Annotated in this window: 16 protein-coding genes and 1 pseudogene; 14 read left to right on the forward strand and 3 right to left on the reverse strand. The window is 62.7% G+C overall.

Translation table 11 applies throughout. From position 1 onward, the window contains the following. Nucleotides 1–192 precede the first annotated feature (192 nt). The 12 genes and pseudogenes from csx16 (at nt 193) to ACWJKU_RS11550 (ending at nt 14,814) form a co-directional block, all read left to right on the forward strand. Nucleotides 193–498, forward strand: a complete 306-nt coding sequence (gene csx16, locus ACWJKU_RS11495; RefSeq protein WP_454142441.1) for a CRISPR-associated protein Csx16 — start codon at nt 193–195, stop codon at nt 496–498. After that, entirely contained in the window at nt 495–1,079 is a 585-nt protein-coding gene (locus ACWJKU_RS11500) for an NUDIX domain-containing protein (protein ID WP_454142442.1), read from the forward strand. The genes csx16 and ACWJKU_RS11500 overlap by 4 nt, the downstream gene beginning before the upstream one ends. Next, nucleotides 1,076–3,184 carry a CRISPR-associated ring nuclease gene (locus tag ACWJKU_RS11505; RefSeq protein ID WP_454142443.1) on the forward strand — a complete coding sequence of 703 codons (2,109 nt, stop codon included), beginning with the start codon at nt 1,076–1,078 and terminating at the stop codon, nt 3,182–3,184. The genes ACWJKU_RS11500 and ACWJKU_RS11505 overlap by 4 nt, the downstream gene beginning before the upstream one ends. Nucleotides 3,185–3,600: 416 nt before the next feature. Beyond that, on the forward strand, nt 3,601–4,134 hold the full coding sequence (locus tag ACWJKU_RS11510; protein WP_454142444.1) for an REP-associated tyrosine transposase: 534 nt from the start codon (nt 3,601–3,603) through the stop codon (nt 4,132–4,134). Between the two features lie 309 nt (nt 4,135–4,443). After that, nucleotides 4,444–4,728, forward strand: coding sequence for a CRISPR-associated endonuclease Cas2 (gene cas2 / locus ACWJKU_RS11515; RefSeq protein ID WP_454142445.1), 285 nt, complete (start codon nt 4,444–4,446; stop codon nt 4,726–4,728). 7 nt (nt 4,729–4,735) lie between these two features. Further along, nucleotides 4,736–5,677, forward strand: coding sequence for a CRISPR-associated endonuclease Cas1 (cas1, locus tag ACWJKU_RS11520; RefSeq protein WP_454142446.1), 942 nt, complete (start codon nt 4,736–4,738; stop codon nt 5,675–5,677). Further along, on the forward strand, nt 5,674–6,441 hold the full coding sequence (locus ACWJKU_RS11525) for a CRISPR-associated endonuclease Cas1 (protein ID WP_454142447.1): 768 nt from the start codon (nt 5,674–5,676) through the stop codon (nt 6,439–6,441). The genes cas1 and ACWJKU_RS11525 overlap by 4 nt, the downstream gene beginning before the upstream one ends. Next, on the forward strand, nt 6,441–6,755 hold the full coding sequence (gene cas2 / locus ACWJKU_RS11530; protein WP_454142448.1) for a CRISPR-associated endonuclease Cas2: 315 nt from the start codon (nt 6,441–6,443) through the stop codon (nt 6,753–6,755). The genes ACWJKU_RS11525 and cas2 (ACWJKU_RS11530) overlap by 1 nt, the downstream gene beginning before the upstream one ends. 332 nt (nt 6,756–7,087) lie before the next feature. Continuing rightward, nucleotides 7,088–8,683 carry a transglycosylase SLT domain-containing protein gene (locus ACWJKU_RS11535; RefSeq protein ID WP_454142449.1) on the forward strand — a complete coding sequence of 532 codons (1,596 nt, stop codon included), beginning with the start codon at nt 7,088–7,090 and terminating at the stop codon, nt 8,681–8,683. Between the two features lie 485 nt (nt 8,684–9,168). Next, a complete protein-coding gene (rpoE, locus tag ACWJKU_RS11540) occupies nt 9,169–9,744 on the forward strand; it encodes an RNA polymerase sigma factor RpoE (RefSeq protein WP_454142450.1) in 576 nt (191 codons plus the stop codon). 1,505 nt (nt 9,745–11,249) lie between these two features. Continuing rightward, a pseudogene (locus ACWJKU_RS11545) lies at nt 11,250–12,911 on the forward strand (PAS domain-containing protein); the annotation flags it as partial. A gap of 298 nt (nt 12,912–13,209) precedes the next feature. Next, on the forward strand, nt 13,210–14,814 hold the full coding sequence (locus ACWJKU_RS11550) for an ATP-binding protein (protein ID WP_454142451.1): 1,605 nt from the start codon (nt 13,210–13,212) through the stop codon (nt 14,812–14,814). 37 nt (nt 14,815–14,851) lie between these two features. Here the strand turns inward: ACWJKU_RS11550 and ACWJKU_RS11555 are convergent, their stop codons facing one another. Together ACWJKU_RS11555 and ACWJKU_RS11560 are read right to left on the reverse strand one after the other, a co-directional pair. Beyond that, nucleotides 14,852–15,154: a DUF5658 family protein gene (locus ACWJKU_RS11555; protein ID WP_454142452.1), complete on the reverse strand. Its 303-nt coding sequence runs from the start codon at nt 15,152–15,154 to the stop codon at nt 14,852–14,854. A gap of 440 nt (nt 15,155–15,594) precedes the next feature. Beyond that, complete coding sequence (locus ACWJKU_RS11560; RefSeq protein WP_454142453.1) at nt 15,595–15,963, reverse strand: translation initiation factor Sui1; 369 nt, start codon at nt 15,961–15,963, stop codon at nt 15,595–15,597. A gap of 646 nt (nt 15,964–16,609) precedes the next feature. On the opposite strand from ACWJKU_RS11560, the gene ACWJKU_RS11565 reads away from it, so the two are divergent. Further along, entirely contained in the window at nt 16,610–18,448 is a 1,839-nt protein-coding gene (locus ACWJKU_RS11565; protein WP_454142454.1) for a trans-sulfuration enzyme family protein, read from the forward strand. Between the two features lie 64 nt (nt 18,449–18,512). Next, nucleotides 18,513–18,854 carry a hypothetical protein gene (locus ACWJKU_RS11570; RefSeq protein ID WP_454142455.1) on the forward strand — a complete coding sequence of 114 codons (342 nt, stop codon included), beginning with the start codon at nt 18,513–18,515 and terminating at the stop codon, nt 18,852–18,854. Nucleotides 18,855–18,900: 46 nt separating this feature from the next. On the opposite strand, the gene ACWJKU_RS11575 is transcribed toward ACWJKU_RS11570, so the two are convergent. Further along, the gene (locus ACWJKU_RS11575) at nt 18,901–19,494 is read right to left on the reverse strand and encodes a hypothetical protein (protein ID WP_454142456.1); all 594 of its coding nucleotides are present in this window, start codon (nt 19,492–19,494) and stop codon (nt 18,901–18,903) included. Nucleotides 19,495–19,695: the final 201 nt, after the last annotated feature.

The following is a 19,695-nucleotide window of genomic DNA, read 5'->3' on the forward strand; positions in this document are numbered from 1 at the left end:
CCACACCCTACGGTTGTAGGATGCGGTGACCGAAGGGAACCGCATCAAGCGGCGTCGTGATTGGTGCGGTTCGTTCCTCACCACACCCTACGATTGTAGGATGCGGTGACCGAAGGGAACCGCATCGTTGGAACCGCATCGCCCGAATTCAACGAACAACGGAAGGGTATTTCCGAGGAGAATGCATTACCCATGACGACATATTTCGTAACCCGTCATCCCGGCGCCGTCGAGTGGGCGCGCGAGAGCGGAATTCCGGTCGACCGGCAACTGGCGCACATGGATATGGCCGTGGTGAAAGCCGGAGACCGGGTGATCGGCACCCTGCCCGTCCATTTGGCGGCGGCGGTGTGCGCGCTCGGCGCCCGCTATTTTCATCTGGCGCTCGAAATACCGCCGGAATGGCGGGGGCGCGAGCTGTCGGCCGAGGATCTCCGGCGTTTCGGTGCCCGCATCGTCGAATATCGAGTGGTCGAGGCCGGAGGGGAAACCCCTTGAGCGAGCGCATCCTGGTCGTTCCCCGCGCCGCATGGCCGCCCTTGCCGGAAACCGGCGCCCGGCGTCTGTCCGACCGGCCCTGCCCCGGCGAATGGGCCTGGCGGCCACGCTCCGAAGCCGAAACCGACGAGCGCTTTCTGCAAATCATTCCGTACGCGCTGCTCCGAAATCGCTCGGGCGACATCTGGTGCTATGCGCGAACCGGCGGCGATGCCCGGCTGCGGGACCGGCTCAGTGCCGGCGTCGGCGGGCATGTCGATGAAGCGGACACGGCGGAATCGATCGGGGCCATGGCCGAACGGGCGCTTCGCCGCGAGTTGCGGGAGGAGCTTCAGTTGCGTTCGGAGCTCGTTGTCCCGGAACCGGCCGCCTGGATTTACGAAGGACTCTCGGCGGTCGGACGGGTGCATATCGGCTTGCTTTACGTTCTGTCCTGGCGCGAGGAGGAACCGCCGCAACCGGTCGACGGCCAGGGATTGAACAGCATCGGTTTCGTCCCGGCCGAGCGGATCGCGGACGATCCGCGCTTCGAGTTATGGAGCCGTCTCGCCGCCGGCTTTCTGATCCGGAATTCCGCATGAAAACGAATATTCTTCTGTGCACGCTGGGCGCGTCGTGGGCGGTGATTCCCGAAGTCTACGGTTTCCTCGCCCCGGACCGCTTGCCGCTTTACCGCCGCCATCCTCAACGCGCCGACTTCGACCGCCAGCGCAACGAGTATCGGCTCGAAGCGCCGGACGAAATCTGGGTCTGCACCACGCAGGGCGATAAACCCCGGGAAGGCATCGCGGCATTGCTCGATTGGCACGCGCGGCTGGAGAGCCCGCCAACGCTCCGGATCTGGCAGGCCGAAGGGACCGACCAGCTCGCCAGCCAGGCCGAGTGCGAGCGGTTTCGCGAAGTCCTGCTGCGCCTTTGCCTTCTGGCGCACGAGCGCGCCGGAGGCGGCCAGGTCGTGTTTTCGCTGGCCGGCGGGCGCAAGACCATGAGCGCCGATCTGCAATGGGCGGGTTCCGTGCTCGGCTGCGACGCGCTGATTCATGTGGTCGGACAAGAGCCGTTTCCGGAGCCGCTCAGGAAACCAACCGTCGAGTTTTTCACCCGCGAACTGCCGGCCGAGATCGTCCCCGCGGTGGTGCCGCTGGTGGCGGGGGCCGGCCGGCGCAGCGAACTGCTGGATGTCGAACTCGACGGCCGCGGCGCGGTCTCCAATCGCGATTTTCCCTTACCGCTGGCCGAACCCGGCGCGCTGCTGGCCTGGGAACACGCCGAAGGACCTTCGCTTTGCGAGGAAATCCGAAAGCGCGAAGCGGCCGGAAGCCAGTTGCTCGGCAATTATCTGAGAGCCCTGGGCGAGGCTGAACACCACGAGAACTGGCGCAGCCTTTATCGCCTGCCCCCGCGGGTCATCGAAACCCTGCGGACGCGGGCGTTGAATCCGGATCTGGCCGGCTGGCTTCGAGCGCTGCCCAAGGCGGACTTGCACCGGCACATCGGCGGCTGTCTCGATCTCGACGCGCAGCGCACGGTTGGCCGAGCGGTATGGGACGCGTTGACGCCTTCCGAGCGCGGCCGCGCTCTCGACCATGTCGCGCCGCTGCTGGAACAAACCCTCTGGCCCTCGGACTGGCCGAACCGCTTGACGACACCCGACATCCCCAGGCCGCATTGGACCGCCGCCCTGCTCGTCCATGCCGGCGCCGGCCGGTTGACCGGCAACCTGTTCGACGCCACCGAGCCGCGGGTTGCGCTCAAATCGCGTCATCCGCTCGGCTTCGCGGCCTACGAGCGGCCGGGCGAACTGTCCGGCTCGTCGATCCTGTCGCATTCCGCCGCGATCGAGCCGTATGCCGATTGCCTCGTGCGCCAGGCCCACGCCGAGGGTCTCGCCTATGTCGAACTGCGCGGGAGTCCGCACAAATACGGCGACGGACTGCTGTTCCTGGAGCGTCTGGCCGCTGCCTTGCAAACCGCCGCGGCAAGCTTGCCGCACGATCCGCGGCCCTTGTTCCGGTTCATACTCATCGCCGACCGGCGCCAACACGAAAGGCTCCCCGAGGTAATCGATCTGGCGGTTCGGGCGAAGGAGCGGCTGCCGAACTTCGTGGTCGGGCTCGACATGGCGGGCGACGAGACGCAAGCGCTGCCTCCCGATGCCGCGAACGCCTTCGCCCGTGCCTTCGAAATCTGCCTGCCGCTGACTATCCATGCCGGCGAGGGCGAAACCGCGGAACAAATCTGGAAAGCGGCCTACCACTTCCATGCCGACCGGATCGGCCACGGTCTGACCATCGGCGATCACACCCGACTCGCCCAGCGCTTCCGCGACAGGAGCATCTGCCTGGAGTTTTGTCCCAGCTCGAATCGGGAGGTGGTCGGTTACCGCGATCCGGCGTACCCGGAAACGGCGGACTGCCGCGAATACCCGCTCTGGAAACTCTGGCAGGCCGGACTCCCGCTGACGCTGTGCACAGACAATCCCGGCATCAGCCGCACCACGCTGACCGGCGAATACCTGGCCGCCGCGCGCATGGTCGGCGACGACAAATTCACTTGCTGGGACGCCTTGGCCATGATCAAGCAAGCGTTCGTCCACGCATTCCTGCCGAGCCAGGAAAAGGAAACCCTGCTGAAACGGGTGGACGACGCGATTTACCGGCAGGTGCTTGATCGGTTTGGGGTTTGAGTTGGAGCATGATCGGTGCGGTTCGTGCCTCACCGCACCCTACGATTGTAGGATGCGGTGACCGAAGGGAACCGCATCACTCGCGGCCTATCGGTGCGGTTCGCTCCTCACCGCACCCTACGATTGTAGGATGCGGTGACCGAAGGGAACCGCATCACTCGCGGCCTATCGGTGCGGTTCGCTCCTCACCGCACCCTACGATTGTAGGATGCGGTGACCGAAGGGAACCGCATCACTCGCGGCCTATCGGTGCGGTTCGCTCCTCACCGCACCCTACGATGTAGGATGCGGTGACCGAAGGGAACCGCATCACTCGCGGCCTATCGGTGCTACGATGTAGGATACCGAAGGAAACTGCATCATCGGAGCCGCATCAACCTGAATTCGATAAATGTCTCCGAAATCCTGACAACCCGATGTCCGAATACCGTCGCATTTACGTCCCCGGAGCCACCTGGTTCTTTACGGTCAATCTGGCCGAACGAAGGGGAAACCGCTTGTTGGTCGATCGGATCGATGTCTTACGGAACGCCTTTCGTTGGGTGCGGAGCCGGCATCCTTTTGGCCTGGAAGCCGTGGTCGTTTTGCCGAACCACTTGCATTGCCTGTGGACGCTCCCGCCTGGCGATTCGGACTTTTCGGCCCGGTGGGGGCTGATCAAAGCACACTTTTCCCGCGCCATCGAGAAACGCGAGCGCATCTCTCAAAGCCGCGCCAAACGCGGAGAGCGCGGCGTATGGCAGCGCCGCTTCTGGGATCATTTGATCCGCGACCAAGACGACTTCGACCGACACATCGATTACATCCACTGGAATCCGGTGAAACACGGATGGGTTCGACACGTGGCGAATTGGCCCCATTCCAGCTTCCATGCGTATCGCCGACATGGGTTATATCCGGAAAATTGGGGCGGCGAGGGCGTGGCAAGCGGCATTACGTTCGGGGAATGACGCGGAGGCCGTAGGATGCGGTGAACGAAGGAAACCGCATCATTCGCGGCGTGATCGGTGCGGTTCGTGCCTCACCGCACCCTACGGCTTGTAGGATACGGTGAGCGAAGCGAACCGCATCGTGCGGGGACGCGATCGGTGCGGTTCGTGCCTCACCGCACCTTACGGCTTGTAGGATGCGGTGACCAAAGGGAACCGCATCACTCGCGGCCTATCGGTGCGGTTCGCTCCTCACCGCACCCTACGAGGCGACCTTCCGCAAGCTTGCGAGACACCCCGACTTCCCCGCACGCCATTACAGTAGCGGCCATGAGCAAACGGTCGCTTTATATCGCCGCTTACGACATCTCCGACCAGGCCCGCCTGCGCAAGGCGCTTTACGTGCTGCGCAACTATTCGACCGGCGGGCAGAAATCGGTGTTCGAATGTTTTTTGACGGAGGCCGAGAAGCGCCAACTGATCGACGAGGTCAGGGAGGTGATCGACGAGGAAGCCGACCGCTTTCTGCTCTTGCGGCTGGATCCCCGGATGAAGGTTCGCGTGCTGGGCATCGCGGTTCCACCGGCGGACCCGGAATTCTTCTACGTCGGCTGAGGATCGAATGGGCACGCTTTACCTGGACAGAAAAGATATCGAGATACGTTGCGAGGGTCGGCATCTCTGCCTTTACGAGGCGGGCAGCCGCCGCGCGACGATTCCCCTGAACGTGGTCGAACGGGTGGTCGTCCGCGGACAGGCGACGCTCAGCACGGGCGCGCTGGGACTGCTCGCCGAGGAAGGCGTCGGCCTTCTGGTCCTGAGCGGTCGGCAGGGCCGCGCCGCGGCGATTCTGCATGGAAAGAAACACGGCGACACCGCCCGGCGCATCGCGCAATACCGTTGGCACCACGACGACGAGTTCCGGTTGCCCTGGTCACGCCGGCTGGTGGCGCTCAAACTGAAGGCACAGGCTCGGCTACTGCGGTCGGCACTGCAAGTCCGACCCGATTGCCGCAAGCCGCTCACCGACGGGATCGCGCGCCTCGAACGCGCCTTGGCTACCGTCGATGACGCGGCGCGGCTGGTTCGGCTCCAAGGCATCGAAGGCGCTGCGGCGGCGGCTTATTTCGCGGGTTTCACGCCACTCTTTCCGGCCAGTCTCGGGTTTACCGGACGCAATCGCCGGCCGCCGAAGGACCCGGTCAACGCGGCCCTGTCGCTCGCCTATACCCTGCTCCATTTCGAGGCCGTCAACGCCTGCCACGCCGCGGGGCTGGACCCTTGCGTCGGCTTTTACCATGAGCCGGCCTACTCGCGCGAGTCGCTGGCGTCCGACCTGATCGAGCCGCTGCGGCCGAGAGTGGATCGCTGGGTGTGGCGGCTGTTCGCCGAGCGAATCCTGCGCGCCGATTCGTTCGCTACGGAAGCCGACCGCTGCCTTTTGAAAAAGGCCGGCCGGGAAATCTTTTACGCCCGTTACGAGATTTTCGTCCGGCCTCTGCGCGGCCTGTTGCGGCGCTACAGCCTGTTGATCGCGCGCCGTCTGATCGAGGAGGCGCCATGAGGCCGCTGTATCTGCAAGGTTCGGGCACCGCGGTCAGGCGCGACGGCCCGGCCCTCCGCGTCGCCCGCCCCGGCGCCGCGGAACGCTGGTTTCCGCTGCGGCGGATCTCGCAAGTGGTGTCGGCGGGGTGCATCGATTGGTCCGTCGATGCCTTGCTGGCCTGCGCGGAGAACGGCATCACCGTCAGTTTCATCGACCACGACGGCGCGGTGACGGCGAGACTGGTGGGAAAGCCCGGAGAATGCCGGGAGCTTCGGCAACGCCTTCTGGATTTTCTGCTGCGCCCGGATTGGCGGGATTTGTATGCGCAATGGGCCGAGGCGATGGAGCGCATGGCGGTGCGCAGCGTGATCGGCCGCACCGGTCTCGATTTCGACCGCCCGCCCTCGGCGAAAGACTTGCGCCGTTTGTTCCGGGAAGGCGCGCAGTCGATGGATCAGCTATCCGCCTATGACCGTATCGGCCGCGAAATCTTCGGGCTATTGACGAGCCTGGTGACGAAGCATTTGGCCGACGCCGGAATCGCCGCCGAGTGCGAGTCTATGGAAGACCTCGATCCCGTGACCTCCTTGAGTTCCATCCTGTTCTGGGATTTCCGGCTGGCGCGGCTGGCGTGGCTCGAAGACCGGCTTCGCGAAAATCGGCTCGGCATCCCCGACCGTCTCGAAATCGTCGGTTTTTTCGAAGCCCGTCGGGAACGCACCGAATCGTTGGCCCGCGGGCTGCTCAACCGGCTGCACCGCTGGCTCATCGAGATCGCGTGATGGCGTTCAATCAAGCTCAAACATATCTCGTCTGCTACGACATCGCCGACCCCAAACGGTTGGGCCGGGTTCACCGTTTTCTCCGGGAGCAGGGCATTCCCGTGCAATATTCGGTGTTCACGGCCCGGCTGACGGCCAAGGAGCTCGGCCGAATCATCGAAGGATTGACGGACCGGATCGACGAGCGCGCCGACGACGTGCGGGTCTATCCCTTGGCGAGCCGTTCGGAAAACGCCAGCCTGGGGCTTCAATATTTTCCGGATGGCATTTTCTTGATCGAAAAAGGTAAAGATTTGCTGAGCGCGCTACGCTAGAGCGTTTTCATCTCGCGTTAACGGCATTCCGTGCGGAACGTGCGTGTCGTAGGTCGAGAAGGCCGCTGAAGTCACCCCTGCGTCCTTACTGAAAACGCTTTAGGACGCCGGCGCGTATCTTCGCTTTTTCCGGCGCCCATGCCGCCGAAAAGCAGGTTCGCCTCCGCAGTTTTTTTGCGGATATCGCTTGCCGCGGACGCTCTTCGGAGAGATACTCGGGTCGGAAATCTCGTCGGCTTTCCGGGTTTTCACAAACGTTCGGAAGCAACAACCGACTTCGCCTTAACGTCGTGCCGACACGACGGCTTGTCACGGATGGGAGCTCGATCGTCATGAAACAGGGAATCTCGTTTCGGTCTTGGATAACGCGCGGCATTTTGGCGATGGCCTTTGTCGGACACGCTGCCGCGGATACCGTCTCCATCTCTTCTCATATTCCGGATGTGGCGCAGGAGCTGAGCGACGTCCCGTTCCCGGAGCCGCCCGGATTGCAGGATGCGGTTCAGTTCTGGCGCCAGGTCTTTGCGGTGTGGCATCTGAATCAGTTTGCGATCCACGACAGCGTTCATTTGGGCGTGGTGTACGACGTCGTCGAGCTGCCGGATGTCGACGGCGAAGGCTTGGCACCCGTGCATCGGGCTGCGGTCGAATGGCAGGTCCACGCGCTCGAAGACGAGCTTCGCGACCTGGAGGAGCGGGTGCGGCTCGGCGCGGAGTTGAGCGATTCCCAGCAACGCCTGTTCGAGCTTCTGACCCGCCGCGGCGGCGAGGACGCCGTTTACGGCGCCAGTACGCGAGTGCGCAGTCAGCGCGGTCTGCGAGAGCGTTTTTTGAAAGGGGTCGAGATCAGCGGCCGGTACGATCGGCTGTTCCGGCGAGTATTTCGCGAAGCCGATCTGCCCGAGGATCTCGCCTATCTGCCTCACGTCGAGTCGTCCTTCGTCAATCGCGTGCACTCATCGGTGGGCGCCGCCGGAATGTGGCAGTTCATGCGCGCGACCGCGCGCCACTGCCTGCACGTTAGCCGGGCGGTCGACGAACGTTTCGATCCGGTGTTTGCCGCGCGCGGCGCGGCTCGCTATCTCGCCCATGCCTATGAGGCGCTCGGCGACTGGGGGCTCGCGATCACCTCGTACAATCACGGCGTCGCCGGGATAGCGCGCGCCAAAAAGCGGTTCGGTTCGGATTTGGCGCGGATCGTCCGTTACTATCAAGGTTCGAGCTTCGGCTTTGCGTCGCGGAATTTTTACGCCGAGTTTCTTGCCGTGCGGTCGATCGTCCGCAATCTGGCGGCCTATTTTCCCGAAGGCGTATTCTTTCAACCGCCCCTCGATCACGACCTGGTCCGTCTGACCAGCGCCCTGCCGGTAAGCCGCCTGGCCCGCATGCACGGCGTCGACCGCGACACGCTGGCCGATCTCAATCCGGCCTGGACGCGAGCGGCGATCAGCGGACGCGCTCTGCTCCCCGCCGGCGTCGATGTCTGGCTCCCGCAAGGCGCCCTGGCCCGGGCGCCGGATGCGTCGGCTTATGTGCAGCCCGTGATCGTGGCGGGCGATGAATCTCGGCGCGGCCAGCCGTCATCGGTCAGGATCGAGGGGCGTATCGTCACCGCCGGGCTGATCGATGTCGGCGAGGAACCGGCGGACACCCAATCGCAATTGTTCGTCGCGCAGGCGCCCGTCTTGGAAGACGACCTCGCGGAAGCGTCCAGGCCGGCGAAGGCCGGCGCGAGGAAGGCGGCGCTGAAATCCGGGCGGGCATCGAAACGGAATCGGCTGCATGTGGTTCGTCCCGGCGAGTCGCCGCATCTGATCGCCGCGAAATACGGCGTTCGGCTTCATAAGTTGCTGATGCTGAATGCGATCAAACAACGGACGGTGCTGCGCCCGGGCCAACGCCTGCGGATTCCGGTCAAATCCGGCTGAGATCGAGCCGGAACAGGCGCGGGAGCCGGCCGCTCCGTTTTCATCGGTTCCGAACCTTCAGCGGCAAGCCGGCCGGTCTCCGCTCGCCCGTCCGCGATCATCATGCGGCCAGTCCCATCCGCCACAAGGATGTCGAAATCCTGTCTGCCGGGCCGAACGCTCCGAACGCACAAAAACGGATTTCATCCGTAGATATCCGTGCGAAGTCATACGAATTTTTTAAGGCGGCGCCCGGGTGTTTAATAAGACCATAAATTAATTCTTATTTAATGTCGGAACGCCGGACGGCTTGGACAGTTTCTGTAACGGTAGTTTTGCCCGGGTCGCATAGTTTTATGCGCTCATGGACCCGCAGCCGAATAACGAGAAGAGAGCGAGGATTGTCGAACCGGGCGGGATGGTTTCCTGGATCGGACGGGCTTGATGAACTCGAATACCGAAGCCGTCATGGGATCTGACAGGATCTTTTCACGGAGGATCTTATTATGGCTACTCTCTATATCGATGATCGGGAATTGGTGCGCAGAGTTCAACAGGGAGACCGCAGCGCTTTCGATCGGCTGGTACGCAAGTACCAAGCCAAACTTTTGCAACTGATCGGCCGCTATATCAAGGATCCTCACGAATCGTGGGATGTGGCTCAGGAAGCTTTCGTCAAGGCCTATCTCGCGTTGCCGAGATTCCGGGGAGACAGCGCCTTCTACACGTGGCTCTACCGGATCGCCATCAATACGGCCAAGAACCATCTGGCGATGCGGCTGCGCCGCCCGTCGGAAGACGAACTCGACGTCGAGGAAGCCGAACAGTTCGAATCCGCCGTTCGGCTCAAGGATCAGGAAACGCCCGAGGGCTTGGCGCTGACCGAAGAACTGGCGCAGACCATTCAGCAGGCGCTGGACAAATTGCCGGGAGAATTGCGGACTGCGATTCATTTGCGCGAATTTGACGGTTTGAGTTACGACGAAATCGCCCGTGTCATGCAATGTCCGGTCGGAACGGTCCGCTCGCGGATCTTCCGCGCCCGAGAATTTCTCGACAAGCAAATCGAACATTTGCACTGACGGCAAAGGCGCGGCAGGGACAAGCGCGGTTCGTCACGCATCCTGACCGGACACGAAGAATGCCGTATTCGTCGGGACCGTGCCGGGAGCGCGAGAAGACGGGATAATCGAAGCGTGACGAAAGAGTCTTGATGACTGGACCTAAACATTCCTTGTTTCGGCATCGCGCTCCGCGGCGCCGGGTGGCTTGCCACCAGCATCCAGCCATCATTACTCCCGGAACATCCCGTTCCAAGCGACATCCTGATTCCTTTCGCTCGTCCTGATCCTAATCGGAACATCCCTGATTCCCATTCGACGATTGCCCAAGACGGTTCGGGGATTGCCCCGGCGATCGTCGAGCCGGCGTCATTAAAGCGCGCCGGCATTTTTTCGAAAATACGCAAAAATGCCTATGTCAGATACCACACCCGGTCTCTCCGGCATGGACCGCCGTCTTTTGCTGGCTGCTTTTCGGCGCGCCACCGTCCATACGTAGACTTGCGGATGTCGCTGCCGGAAACATCACGCTTAAATACGCGTCACTTTCATCCAGCGGGCCGCGGCTCGCGCCGTTCGAATCCGGACCAGGGATGATTCGGCAGGAATCCGGGACGTAGCGAAGGGAATAGGGATGTCGCCGGAACAGAGGATGTTCCAAGATCGAGTGACTGGACCGGGAAGCACTAATAAAGAAACAAGCATCGGCTCGGCACTGGCCGGTGGTCTGTCAAGAGGAGGAGGATGAGGTTGATCCGGCCCAGTTACTCCATCTCATGCCGTCGATCCGAACACGGCAGCCCGCCCTAAAACACCCCACGTCCGTGTCGGGACGCCGCCTTCTCTTTCAATCGACTTTTCGATCGGCGAGCATCGCCGCCCCGCCGGCGACGCCATAATGCCCTCTCGAGCGGCGGCCGAATCCGGCCGGCCTAAAGCCGAAGAATTTTCCGGACGCGACCGCTCCCGGAACGATGCGGGCCGTTTAGCCATCGCGCCTTCGGTTCTTGCGGATCGGTTCGGCCGCGCCGGCCCGAAATGCCGGGAGGTATTGACGGGCCCGATTAATCAAAAACGACATCCGCTCGCGAATCCATCGCTGACCGGGCATTTTTCCCGCCGGACGGCTGCCGCGCCGCGCGCTCTCGATAAAACCTTCCCCCCTTTCGACAACCCGCAGTAAACTAGATTTTTTAAATCGCGACTCGATGCCGGCATGAGGGAACGACGGCGTGAACATTAAGGAAACTCTGATTAAATCCTTCGACAGGATCAGGGCGAACGGTAACGTATCGATTCCGTTCGTGGCGAGCCCTTCGGCTCGACTCAGGACAGGCCCGTCGAATCATGGACGGAATTCACTTGTTCAGAGCTTCCTTCAGCGATTGCTATGGAACGGATATTCGATTGCGGTCATGGCGACCGCCTCTATCGCGGCCGCATTACTGGCTCTAAAGTCCGTTCTGGGCCCGCCGCCGATGTCCCCGTTCCTGGTCGCGGTCATGCTCGCGGCATGGCGCGGCGGAATGTACGCGGGCTTTCTAGCCACCGCATCGAGCGCCGCGGCGGGCTTGTTTCTTTTGGACAGCGCGCCCCCCGCCGAGGTCCTGCGCGTAACATTCTTTCTCGGGACAGGCGTTGTGCTGAGCGTCGGCATCTCGCGTCTACGCAAGGCCGAGCGACACGCGTTCAAGGCCGCATTGGAACGCCAGTCGCAGCTCAAGCAAGCCCTCGCCGAGCGGCGGCCGCTCGAAGCCGCGTTGCACGAACGCGATCGACTCCTTCAGTTATCGCAAAAAATCGTCCAGGTGGCCGGTTTCGAAGCCGATCTTGCTCAGAACGGCCATCACCGCGTTTCGCCTCAGTGGTACCCGATCTACGGAATCGCGCCGGAACAGTTCGAACACTCCTTCGATGCCTGGCTGGATCTGGTGCATCCGGATGACCGGAACGCTTTGAGATCCGCGATCGATACGGCGCTCGAACGACAGGCGCCGGATGTCAGCAGCGAATTTCGGATCGTTCGCCGGCACGACGCCGCCGTCCGCTGGATCGAGCTGCGGGCCGCGATTCGCTACGATGCCGAGGGTCGGCCGGCCCGCATGACCGGGAGCAACATCGATATCACCGAGCGCAAACAGGCCGAGCACATCATGGCCGCGAGCGAGCAGCGCTTCAAAATGCTGGCCGAAACATCGGCACGGCTGCTGGCCACCGACGAGCCGCAGACGATCATCGAAGACCTTTGCCGCGTCGTGATGCGACAACTGGGCTGCGACTGCTTCTTCAACTTTTTGCTCGACGAATCCAATGGACGCTTGCGCCTCAATGCTTGCGCGGGATTTTCCGACGAGGAGATTCGCCAGTTCGCATGGCTCGATTGCAACGCGACCGGTTGCCGCTGCGTGGCGCGCAACGGCGAACGCATTCTTAGCGAAGGCATCCGGCCCGGCGACGAATTCTGCGCGGTCCGGATCAAGCCTTACGGCATCCGGGCCTATGCCTGTCATCCGCTGCTCGTGCAAGGGCGGATCATCGGGACACTGTCGTTCGGCTCCAAAACCCGCTCCGCCTTCACCGCCGAAGAACTGGATCTGATGAAATCGGTCGCCGACCAGGTGGCGATAGTCATGCAGCGGGTTTTCGACCGGCAATCGCTGCGGGTGAGCGAAGCGCGCTTCCGCACTATCGTGCAGGCTGTCCCGAGCCTGACCTTGGAAAGCGATCCGGAAGGCAACAATACCTTCGCAAGCGAGCAATGGTGCGCCTACACCGGCCTTTCTCCCGAGCAGAGCGCCGGCCAGGGCTGGCTGTCGGCGCTGCACCCGGACGACATGGCAAAGGTCATGGCGCGATGGAACAAGGCGGCGCGGACCGGAACGTCGTTCGAGAGCCAGTACCGCCTGAAGTCGGCCGGCGGTTCGTACCGCTGGTTTATCGCCCGCGCCCTGCCCGATCGCGACGCCGACGGCAGGATCGTGCGCTGGACCGGCTCGCTCACGGACATCGACGATTTGGTGCGAACCGAGGAAGCGCTGCGGACCAGCGAAGCCCGGGCGCTCGCGGCCAGCGCCCAGATGCGGGCCATCATGCAGACGGCCCGGGTGGCGATCTGCGTCGCTCACGATCCCGAGTGCCGCCTGATCACGGGCAACGCTCAGGCACACCAATTGCTGGGCGTGCCGGAAGGTGAAAATTTGCCCGCGATGGCGGATACGGACAGCGTTGCCCCTTATCGCTTCCTCAGCGACGGGCGGGAAGTCCCCCGCCGGGATCTGCCCATGCGGCGGGTCGTGAGGACGGGAGATCGTCCGCGCCGACGGCACCCGCAGATTCGTCCTGAGCGCCGCCGCGCCGCTGTACGACAGCGGCGGCCGCGTGCGCGGCGCCACGGCCACGTTCCTGGACATCACCGAGCGCAAACAGATCGAGATCGAGCGCCAGAAATTCGTTTCCTTCGCCGATCAGAGCAGCGAATTCATCGCCATGTGCGACCTTCGGTTCAACCCTTTCTACGTCAACGAGGCCGGGCTGCACCTGGTCGGGCTGGACAGCATCGAACAGGCGCGCCGGATGTCGGTGAGCGAATTCCTTTTCCCCGAGGACCGGAGCTTCGTCTATGAGGAATTGTTTCCGCTCGTGCTGCGCGAAGGTCGCGCCGGAGTGGAGATTCGTTTCCGCCATTTCAAAACCAGCGCAGCGATCTGGATGTTTTGCAACGTGTTCTACATCCGGGATGCAAATGACGAGCCGGTCGGATTCGCGACGGTAAGCCACGACATCACCGAGCGCAAACAGGCGCAACAGGCTCTCGCGGCGGCGAACGATCGCCTGGCGGCCGATTTGGACGCCATGACCAGGCTGCAAGCGGTCGGCGCGCTCTTCGTGCGCGAGGACGGGCTGCCGGCCGTGCTCGATCGGATCGTGGAAACCGCCCTGGCCATTACCGGCGCAAATCGCGGCCACATCCAACTGGTCGACGCGCCGTCCGGCCATCTCCGAACCGTGGCGCAGCGAGGTCCGGAGCCGCCGTTCCTCGATTTCTGGGACGGCATCCGCGCAGATCGAGCCCCCTGGGGCGCCGCGCTGGGCCGTGGAGAACGGGTGATCGTCGAGGATATCGCCCGGAGCGCCACATTCAGGGACGACGCGGGGTTGCAGGCGCTGCTAGAGGCCGGTGTGCGGGCGATCCAGTCGACGCCGCTGCTGAGCCGCGGCGGCCGGCTGCTCGGCGTGTTTTCCACCCACCACGGCACGCCGCACCTGCCGGACGAGCGCGCGCTGCGGCTGCTCGACCTGCTGGCCCGGCAAACCGCGGACATCATCGAACGCACCCAGACCGAGGCGGCGCTCAAGGAGGCCGACATCCGCAAGAACGAATTCATCGCCATGCTGGGACATGAGCTGAGAAACCCGCTGGCGCCGATTCGCAATGCGGTTCATCTGATACGCAAGTTCGACGCCCCGAGTCCCAAGCTACAGTGGGCGCGGGACGTGATCGATCGGCAGGTGGATCACCTGACCCGGCTGGTGGACGACCTCCTCGACGTCTCGCGCATCGTCCAGGGCAAATTGCGGCTTCAGAAAATCCCGGTAGACCTCACGGCTCTTCTCCATCAAGCCGCGGAAGCCACGAAACCGCTGCTCGAAGCCCGCCGCCATTCGTTCATCGCGCATCTTCCCAAGTATCCGATACGGTTCGAGGCCGACCCGGTGCGGTTGACGCAGATGGTCTCGAATCTGCTGGACAACGCCAACAAATACACCCCGGTCGGAGGCCGGATCTGGCTTACCCTGGATCAGGCGGAGAACACCGCGGTGATCACCGTGCGCGACGATGGCGAAGGTATCCCCGACACGCTGCTGCCGCACCTCTTCGACGTATTCACCCAGGCGGAGCGGACGCTGGACCGCGCCCAGGGCGGGCTGGGCCTGGGATTGACCATCGTGCAGAAGATCGCGGAATTGCACGGCGGACGGGTGGAGGCGAGAAGCGAGGGGCCCGGCAAGGGCAGCGAGTTCATCGTGCGGCTACCGTTCGATGAATACGCGGCGGACACGGAGCCGAAGCGCAACGCGCGGAGCGCCTGAAGACCGGACGCCCGCGCTTGAATGCACGTGAAGCGGTCTACGCCTCCATGACCAACAACACATTGTTCGTCACGACCCAGCTATAAAAAGCAACGGCCGAAGTCAAGGTCGCCTTGATCCAGCGGCTTTTCATCTTGTGCCGTTCGAGAAACAAAAGCGCGATGAAAGCAAGGCCCGCCATCTTGATCAGGGCGATGGAGTATCCGAGCCCCATCAGCTCGGCGCAAGCATTGAGAACGGGATTCACTTCTTCCAAACCGAAGCTATTCAGTCCGAGATAGGTCACCACTCCGTCTGCGACTTGCAAAAGTCCGAACACGATTATCAATAAGGCGTACATATATAAAGGTTCCGAAATATCGGCATGGAATGCCGGTCCAGGGCACTGTCATGCGCTGAAAGATCGTTTTCGCTCGATACAAAAAAGGCGGGCGCAAGCCCCCCGACTGTTTCTTCCCGGCTAATGCCGCCGCATCCCGAGGGGTGGCGTGAATCGATGGTGGGAAAATGCATCAAGGATCGCAGGTCTGCTTCCCGGCAATACCTGTGAGCACAGCATATCAGAAGAATGTCAATATATACTAATGCCTATGCGGCGCGGCCCGATATTCGACGGCCTTCACGAGGCGGCCCGGTTGCTTCCTCCGGATGCCGCCCGATCGGCTTGAATGCTCGCGATCGGAGCCTTTTCCGGTTCGCCGTGGCGCCGCAGCGGCTTGGCCGGCCCAAGGATGAGCGCCGAATCGCGGCGAGCGTCCTCCGGCCGGGAAAGCGCCCGATTCAGCCGCCCGCGCGCTTGACGGTCCAGCCCTGCCGGGCCAGGTCTTCGATGACCCGTTCGCGATGGTCGCCCTGAATCTCGATGACGCCGTCCTTGACGGTACCGCCGGAACCGCAGCGCTGCCTGAGCTGTTTGCCGAGATTTTCAAGCGCCGCGGGATCCAGCGGAACCCCGGCGATCACCGTGACGCCCTTGCCCTTGCGTCCCTTGGTTTCCAGACGCACCCGCACGATGCCGTCCGATTTCGGCGCCGGCCGGGCTTTCCTGCAAAGGCATTCCGCGATGGGTTTGCGGCAGGCCGGGCACATCCGGCCGTGTTCCGTGGAGTAGACGAGACCGCCGTTTGCCGCGGCTTTTCTTGAATTCATGACTTTACTCGATCGTGACCAAATACACGGGCTCCGCGGCCGCTCGTTTCCGGCCGACCTTCGACATAGAAGGCATGGCGACTTTCCGGTAAAGTCCGGAATTCGTCAATCCGTCAGCGCGCACAATGGTACGTTTCCGAGGCACGGCCATACGTCTTGAATACAATTTCGGGAAGTTATCCACTGTCAAGACTTGACAGGCTTTCAGGCGGGCAGCAGTCGATCGGCCGACTGGCGTAAATTATCAATTCATCATTTCATCATAAATCAGCCTGTCAAAATCAATCACTTACGATTTTATCCGGCGCAGCGGCCGAATCTGAAAAAAACCTGGCCAGGCTAAGCTAAAGCCTGATGACATCAGGCGCCGCCCGTTTCATCCCCATACTTATCCACAAGGTTGTCCACGGAATCTGTGGATAGTTGAGGAGCCGCCTCTCCCGAACGCCGGCGGAGGCTGATCACGGCGCTTCGATCATGCTCCACTGCCGGGCCGCGTCGGAAGATCGGATGCTTACGGATAAGCGTATGCGGCGGCAATTCGCGTGCGAGATTGACAACCGAGGCCGGTTGTCGAGTCTAATGATGACGCGGGGCAACCGACCGGTTGCCGCCTCGGTGAAGCTTGATTCGGAAGGAGAATCGGATGATGGACCAGGACGGATTGGACCTGCCTCCGGCGGCGGGCGGACCGGCGCCGGAAAATATCGATGGCCTGCGTACCCTCTCGCCCCGGCGGAAATCCACGGCGGCCCGCTCGCTCGACGAATTGGTAGACGAGCAGCTCGCCCACTTCGGCATCGACCCTCGCGCGGCCTTCGGCCAGACGCTGGCGCGCCTGTCGCGGCGGATGTACGAGAGCTACGCCGACCTCGACCGGCTTTGGATCGAGACGGCACAGACCGTGCAAAGCCTCGATCGCGCCGACCGGATCGCCTATTTCAACGCCAAGAAATTCCTCTCGTTTCAACTGGCGAAGCTGCTCGACACCTTGCAGAATCCGAATAGGCAGAGCTATCAGAGCCTGAATTACAGCACCGCGACCATCGCCAGCAAGGGACCTTACAGCGTCTTCGACAACGTCACGGCGATCTTCTCCGCCAATCCGGTCATCACCCGCACGGCGACCTACATCTATGCCTGCGCCGAGTGGATCGAAGACGCCTTCCAGGGCAAGGAACTGCTGCTGGAGATTTATTCGCGGCTGCTCAATCCGACCTCGGTCGCCCTGGTCAACCACATCGTCGACCTCGAAGCCGGCCCCTACGTCCGCGAATATCTCGCCTGGAACTTCAACAGCGGGATGGCCGCCATCGACGGGGTGCTGTCGCACGTCCTCGGGCGCGGCGACGTTCTGATCGCCAGCCGCAACATCTACGGCGGCACCCATCAGCTCATTCACGACTGGTACGCCAAACCCGCCAACCTGGACATTGCCGTCGAGACCTTCGACGGCTATACCGTCGACGATTTTTTGAAAGCATGGAGGCGCGCGCTCGATCGGTACGCGGACCGTTTCGCCGCCGGGCGGCGGGCCTACGTCTATCTCGAATCGCCCTGCAATCCGCACGGCTATGTCCTGGACGTACCCGCGATCTGCAAGAAGGCTCATCGACTGGGCCTGCGCGTCATGCTCGACGCCACCGTCGGCACGCCGTTTCTCTATACGCCGTTGCAACGGAGCGATCCTGCGGAGCGCCCGGATTTCGTCATTCACAGCTATACCAAGGATCTCTCCGGCAACGGCTCGGTCATCGCCGGCGTCGTCATCGGGCGCAACCAGGACATGTTCATCGCCAAGGGCGATTCGGTGAACGGCATTCCCTGGAACGAAACCCTGTTCTGGAACGTGTATTACGTCAAGGGCGCGTTTCTCAACGCCGATGCCGCGTTCGACGTGCTTCAGGGCCTGCGCACGCTCGATGTGCGGATGCTCAGGAAATGCATCAACACGCAGATACTCGCCCGGTTCCTGGCCGCCCATCCGAGCGTCACGGTGCGCTGCAACGCGCTGCCCGGCGATCCGAACCACGAGATCATGGCAAAGACGCTATCGCTCGGCCTGCCCGCACCGCTGTTCACCGTGGACATGGGCGCCCTGCCGCGGGACGCTTTCCAGCGGTTCTTCGACAATCTTTCGCCGACTTTCGGCCATATGATCAGCCTCGGCCAGAGCAACACCATCGTGGCCTGCCCGGCCCTGACCACGCATTCGGAGCTGGACGAAAAGGCGCTGCGCGACAGCGGCATCTCGCCGACCACCATCCGCATCGCCGTCGGCGACGAGGACCCGCTCGATCTGATCCTGCATCTGATCGGCGCGGCCCGGCTGACGATCGATCCGGTCGTGCCCGATTTTTCCCGAGGCTTCGGAACGCTGCCGGCGGCGCAAGAACTGGTGCGGACGATCTATCTGGCATCGCATCGAAAATACATCGAGGCGAAAACCGCTCGAAATCCGGAGTGGGAGGCGGCCGAGGTCTAACCGGGAACATCCCCCCGAAAGACGATGCAAAAGGAATCAAAGCTTGGCACGAGGGCGCGAATCCATGAAAAAGCGGCTGGGTACGGTGTGCTTGTTTTCCGGACTGATGGGCTGCGCCCACTCGATACCGGAGCCGACGGCGAGGTCCATTTATTTGTCCAGCGGCGAGCCGGCATATCAGATCACCTGCGAGGAGCCGGGTCTCGCGAAAGACAGTTGCTATCGAAAGGCCGGCGACCTCTGCGGGACACGGGGGTATGACGAAGTCGTTTTGGGCGATGAACGGCAGATGAATGAAATTCTCGATATGGTGACGGGCGCGATCCGGCAGGGAAAGACTGCGCCCGTCGTCAAGAAAACGATCGTGATCCGGTGCAAGCGCCCATCGGCCGGAGATCGCGTGTAGCCAAGATTGTCGCGGGAGCGGGCTTCAGCCCGCTCCCGCGACCGCTTCAACGCGCATCAGGCCGTTCCTCCCGGCCCCGCGGCCGGACGAGGCGCGACGCGGATTTCGACGATCCGGCTTCGATCACGCGGTCGAGCTGGGGCGGCGCGCTCAGCGCGGTCTTCTTTCGATACGCCAGGGACTCCTGCCGGCTGCGAACCAGATAGCCCGCCACCGCGCCGCCGGCGGCGGCGAAGGTCAGCAGTCCCACCGTCACGAGCTCGATGGCCAGCAGAACCGCCCCGATGCTCAACAGGGCGAAGAGCCCGAGCCCCAGCTTGATGTTGGCCCTGCGGTGGGCACGGCTCACTTCCCGGATAAGCCGCTGATGAGTTTCCTCGAGCGTCGCCCGCTTGTCGGTTTCGGCGGCGACCAAAAGGCTCTCGCGCTCTCGCGCGAAGCCATTCCGGGCCTCGGTCAGCGCATCCTTTTTCATGTGATCGGCGATCGACCCGAACCACAGGGCGATCAGGATCGTGATGATGAGAGCGAGTCCCGCGAGCGGAGCCCAGTTCGCCTCGGTGGAAGCGCCTTGCGCCGCCATCACCAGACCGACCGTCGCCACTTGCACGACGAGGATTCCGGGCAAAAATCTGAACATGGACATCGCGTTACACCTCGGGATATGGAATCGGCGGAAGATCCGGCCTTGGAGTCTCGTACCGGTTGAAGCGTTCCTCGAACATGGTCCGGCGGCTACCCTGCCGGAAGCGCCGTATTCGTCGAATTCCGAATCGTGGCGGAAATTGCCGCCGCGGTCCAGCCTGAATCCACGGCCGGCCGCCGCGACGCCCGAGCGAAA

Source organism: Methylocaldum sp. MU1018 (genome assembly GCF_053646775.1).

Coding starts and splice junctions, on each gene's coding strand:
- ACWJKU_RS11505 (WP_454142443.1), top strand. CDS start 1,076: ATGAAAACGAATATTCTTCTGTGCACGCTGGGCGCGTCGTGGGCGGTG.
- ACWJKU_RS11555 (WP_454142452.1), bottom strand. CDS start 15,154: ATGTACGCCTTATTGATAATCGTGTTCGGACTTTTGCAAGTCGCAGAC.
- ACWJKU_RS11510 (WP_454142444.1), top strand. CDS start 3,601: ATGTCCGAATACCGTCGCATTTACGTCCCCGGAGCCACCTGGTTCTTT.
- cas2 (WP_454142448.1), top strand. CDS start 6,441: ATGGCGTTCAATCAAGCTCAAACATATCTCGTCTGCTACGACATCGCC.
- ACWJKU_RS11570 (WP_454142455.1), top strand. CDS start 18,513: ATGAAAAAGCGGCTGGGTACGGTGTGCTTGTTTTCCGGACTGATGGGC.
- ACWJKU_RS11525 (WP_454142447.1), top strand. CDS start 5,674: ATGAGGCCGCTGTATCTGCAAGGTTCGGGCACCGCGGTCAGGCGCGAC.
- cas1 (WP_454142446.1), top strand. CDS start 4,736: ATGGGCACGCTTTACCTGGACAGAAAAGATATCGAGATACGTTGCGAG.
- ACWJKU_RS11560 (WP_454142453.1), bottom strand. CDS start 15,963: ATGAATTCAAGAAAAGCCGCGGCAAACGGCGGTCTCGTCTACTCCACG.
- ACWJKU_RS11565 (WP_454142454.1), top strand. CDS start 16,610: ATGATGGACCAGGACGGATTGGACCTGCCTCCGGCGGCGGGCGGACCG.
- ACWJKU_RS11575 (WP_454142456.1), bottom strand. CDS start 19,494: ATGTTCAGATTTTTGCCCGGAATCCTCGTCGTGCAAGTGGCGACGGTC.
- ACWJKU_RS11535 (WP_454142449.1), top strand. CDS start 7,088: ATGAAACAGGGAATCTCGTTTCGGTCTTGGATAACGCGCGGCATTTTG.
- cas2 (WP_454142445.1), top strand. CDS start 4,444: ATGAGCAAACGGTCGCTTTATATCGCCGCTTACGACATCTCCGACCAG.
- ACWJKU_RS11550 (WP_454142451.1), top strand. CDS start 13,210: ATGTGCGACCTTCGGTTCAACCCTTTCTACGTCAACGAGGCCGGGCTG.
- csx16 (WP_454142441.1), top strand. CDS start 193: ATGACGACATATTTCGTAACCCGTCATCCCGGCGCCGTCGAGTGGGCG.
- rpoE (WP_454142450.1), top strand. CDS start 9,169: ATGGCTACTCTCTATATCGATGATCGGGAATTGGTGCGCAGAGTTCAA.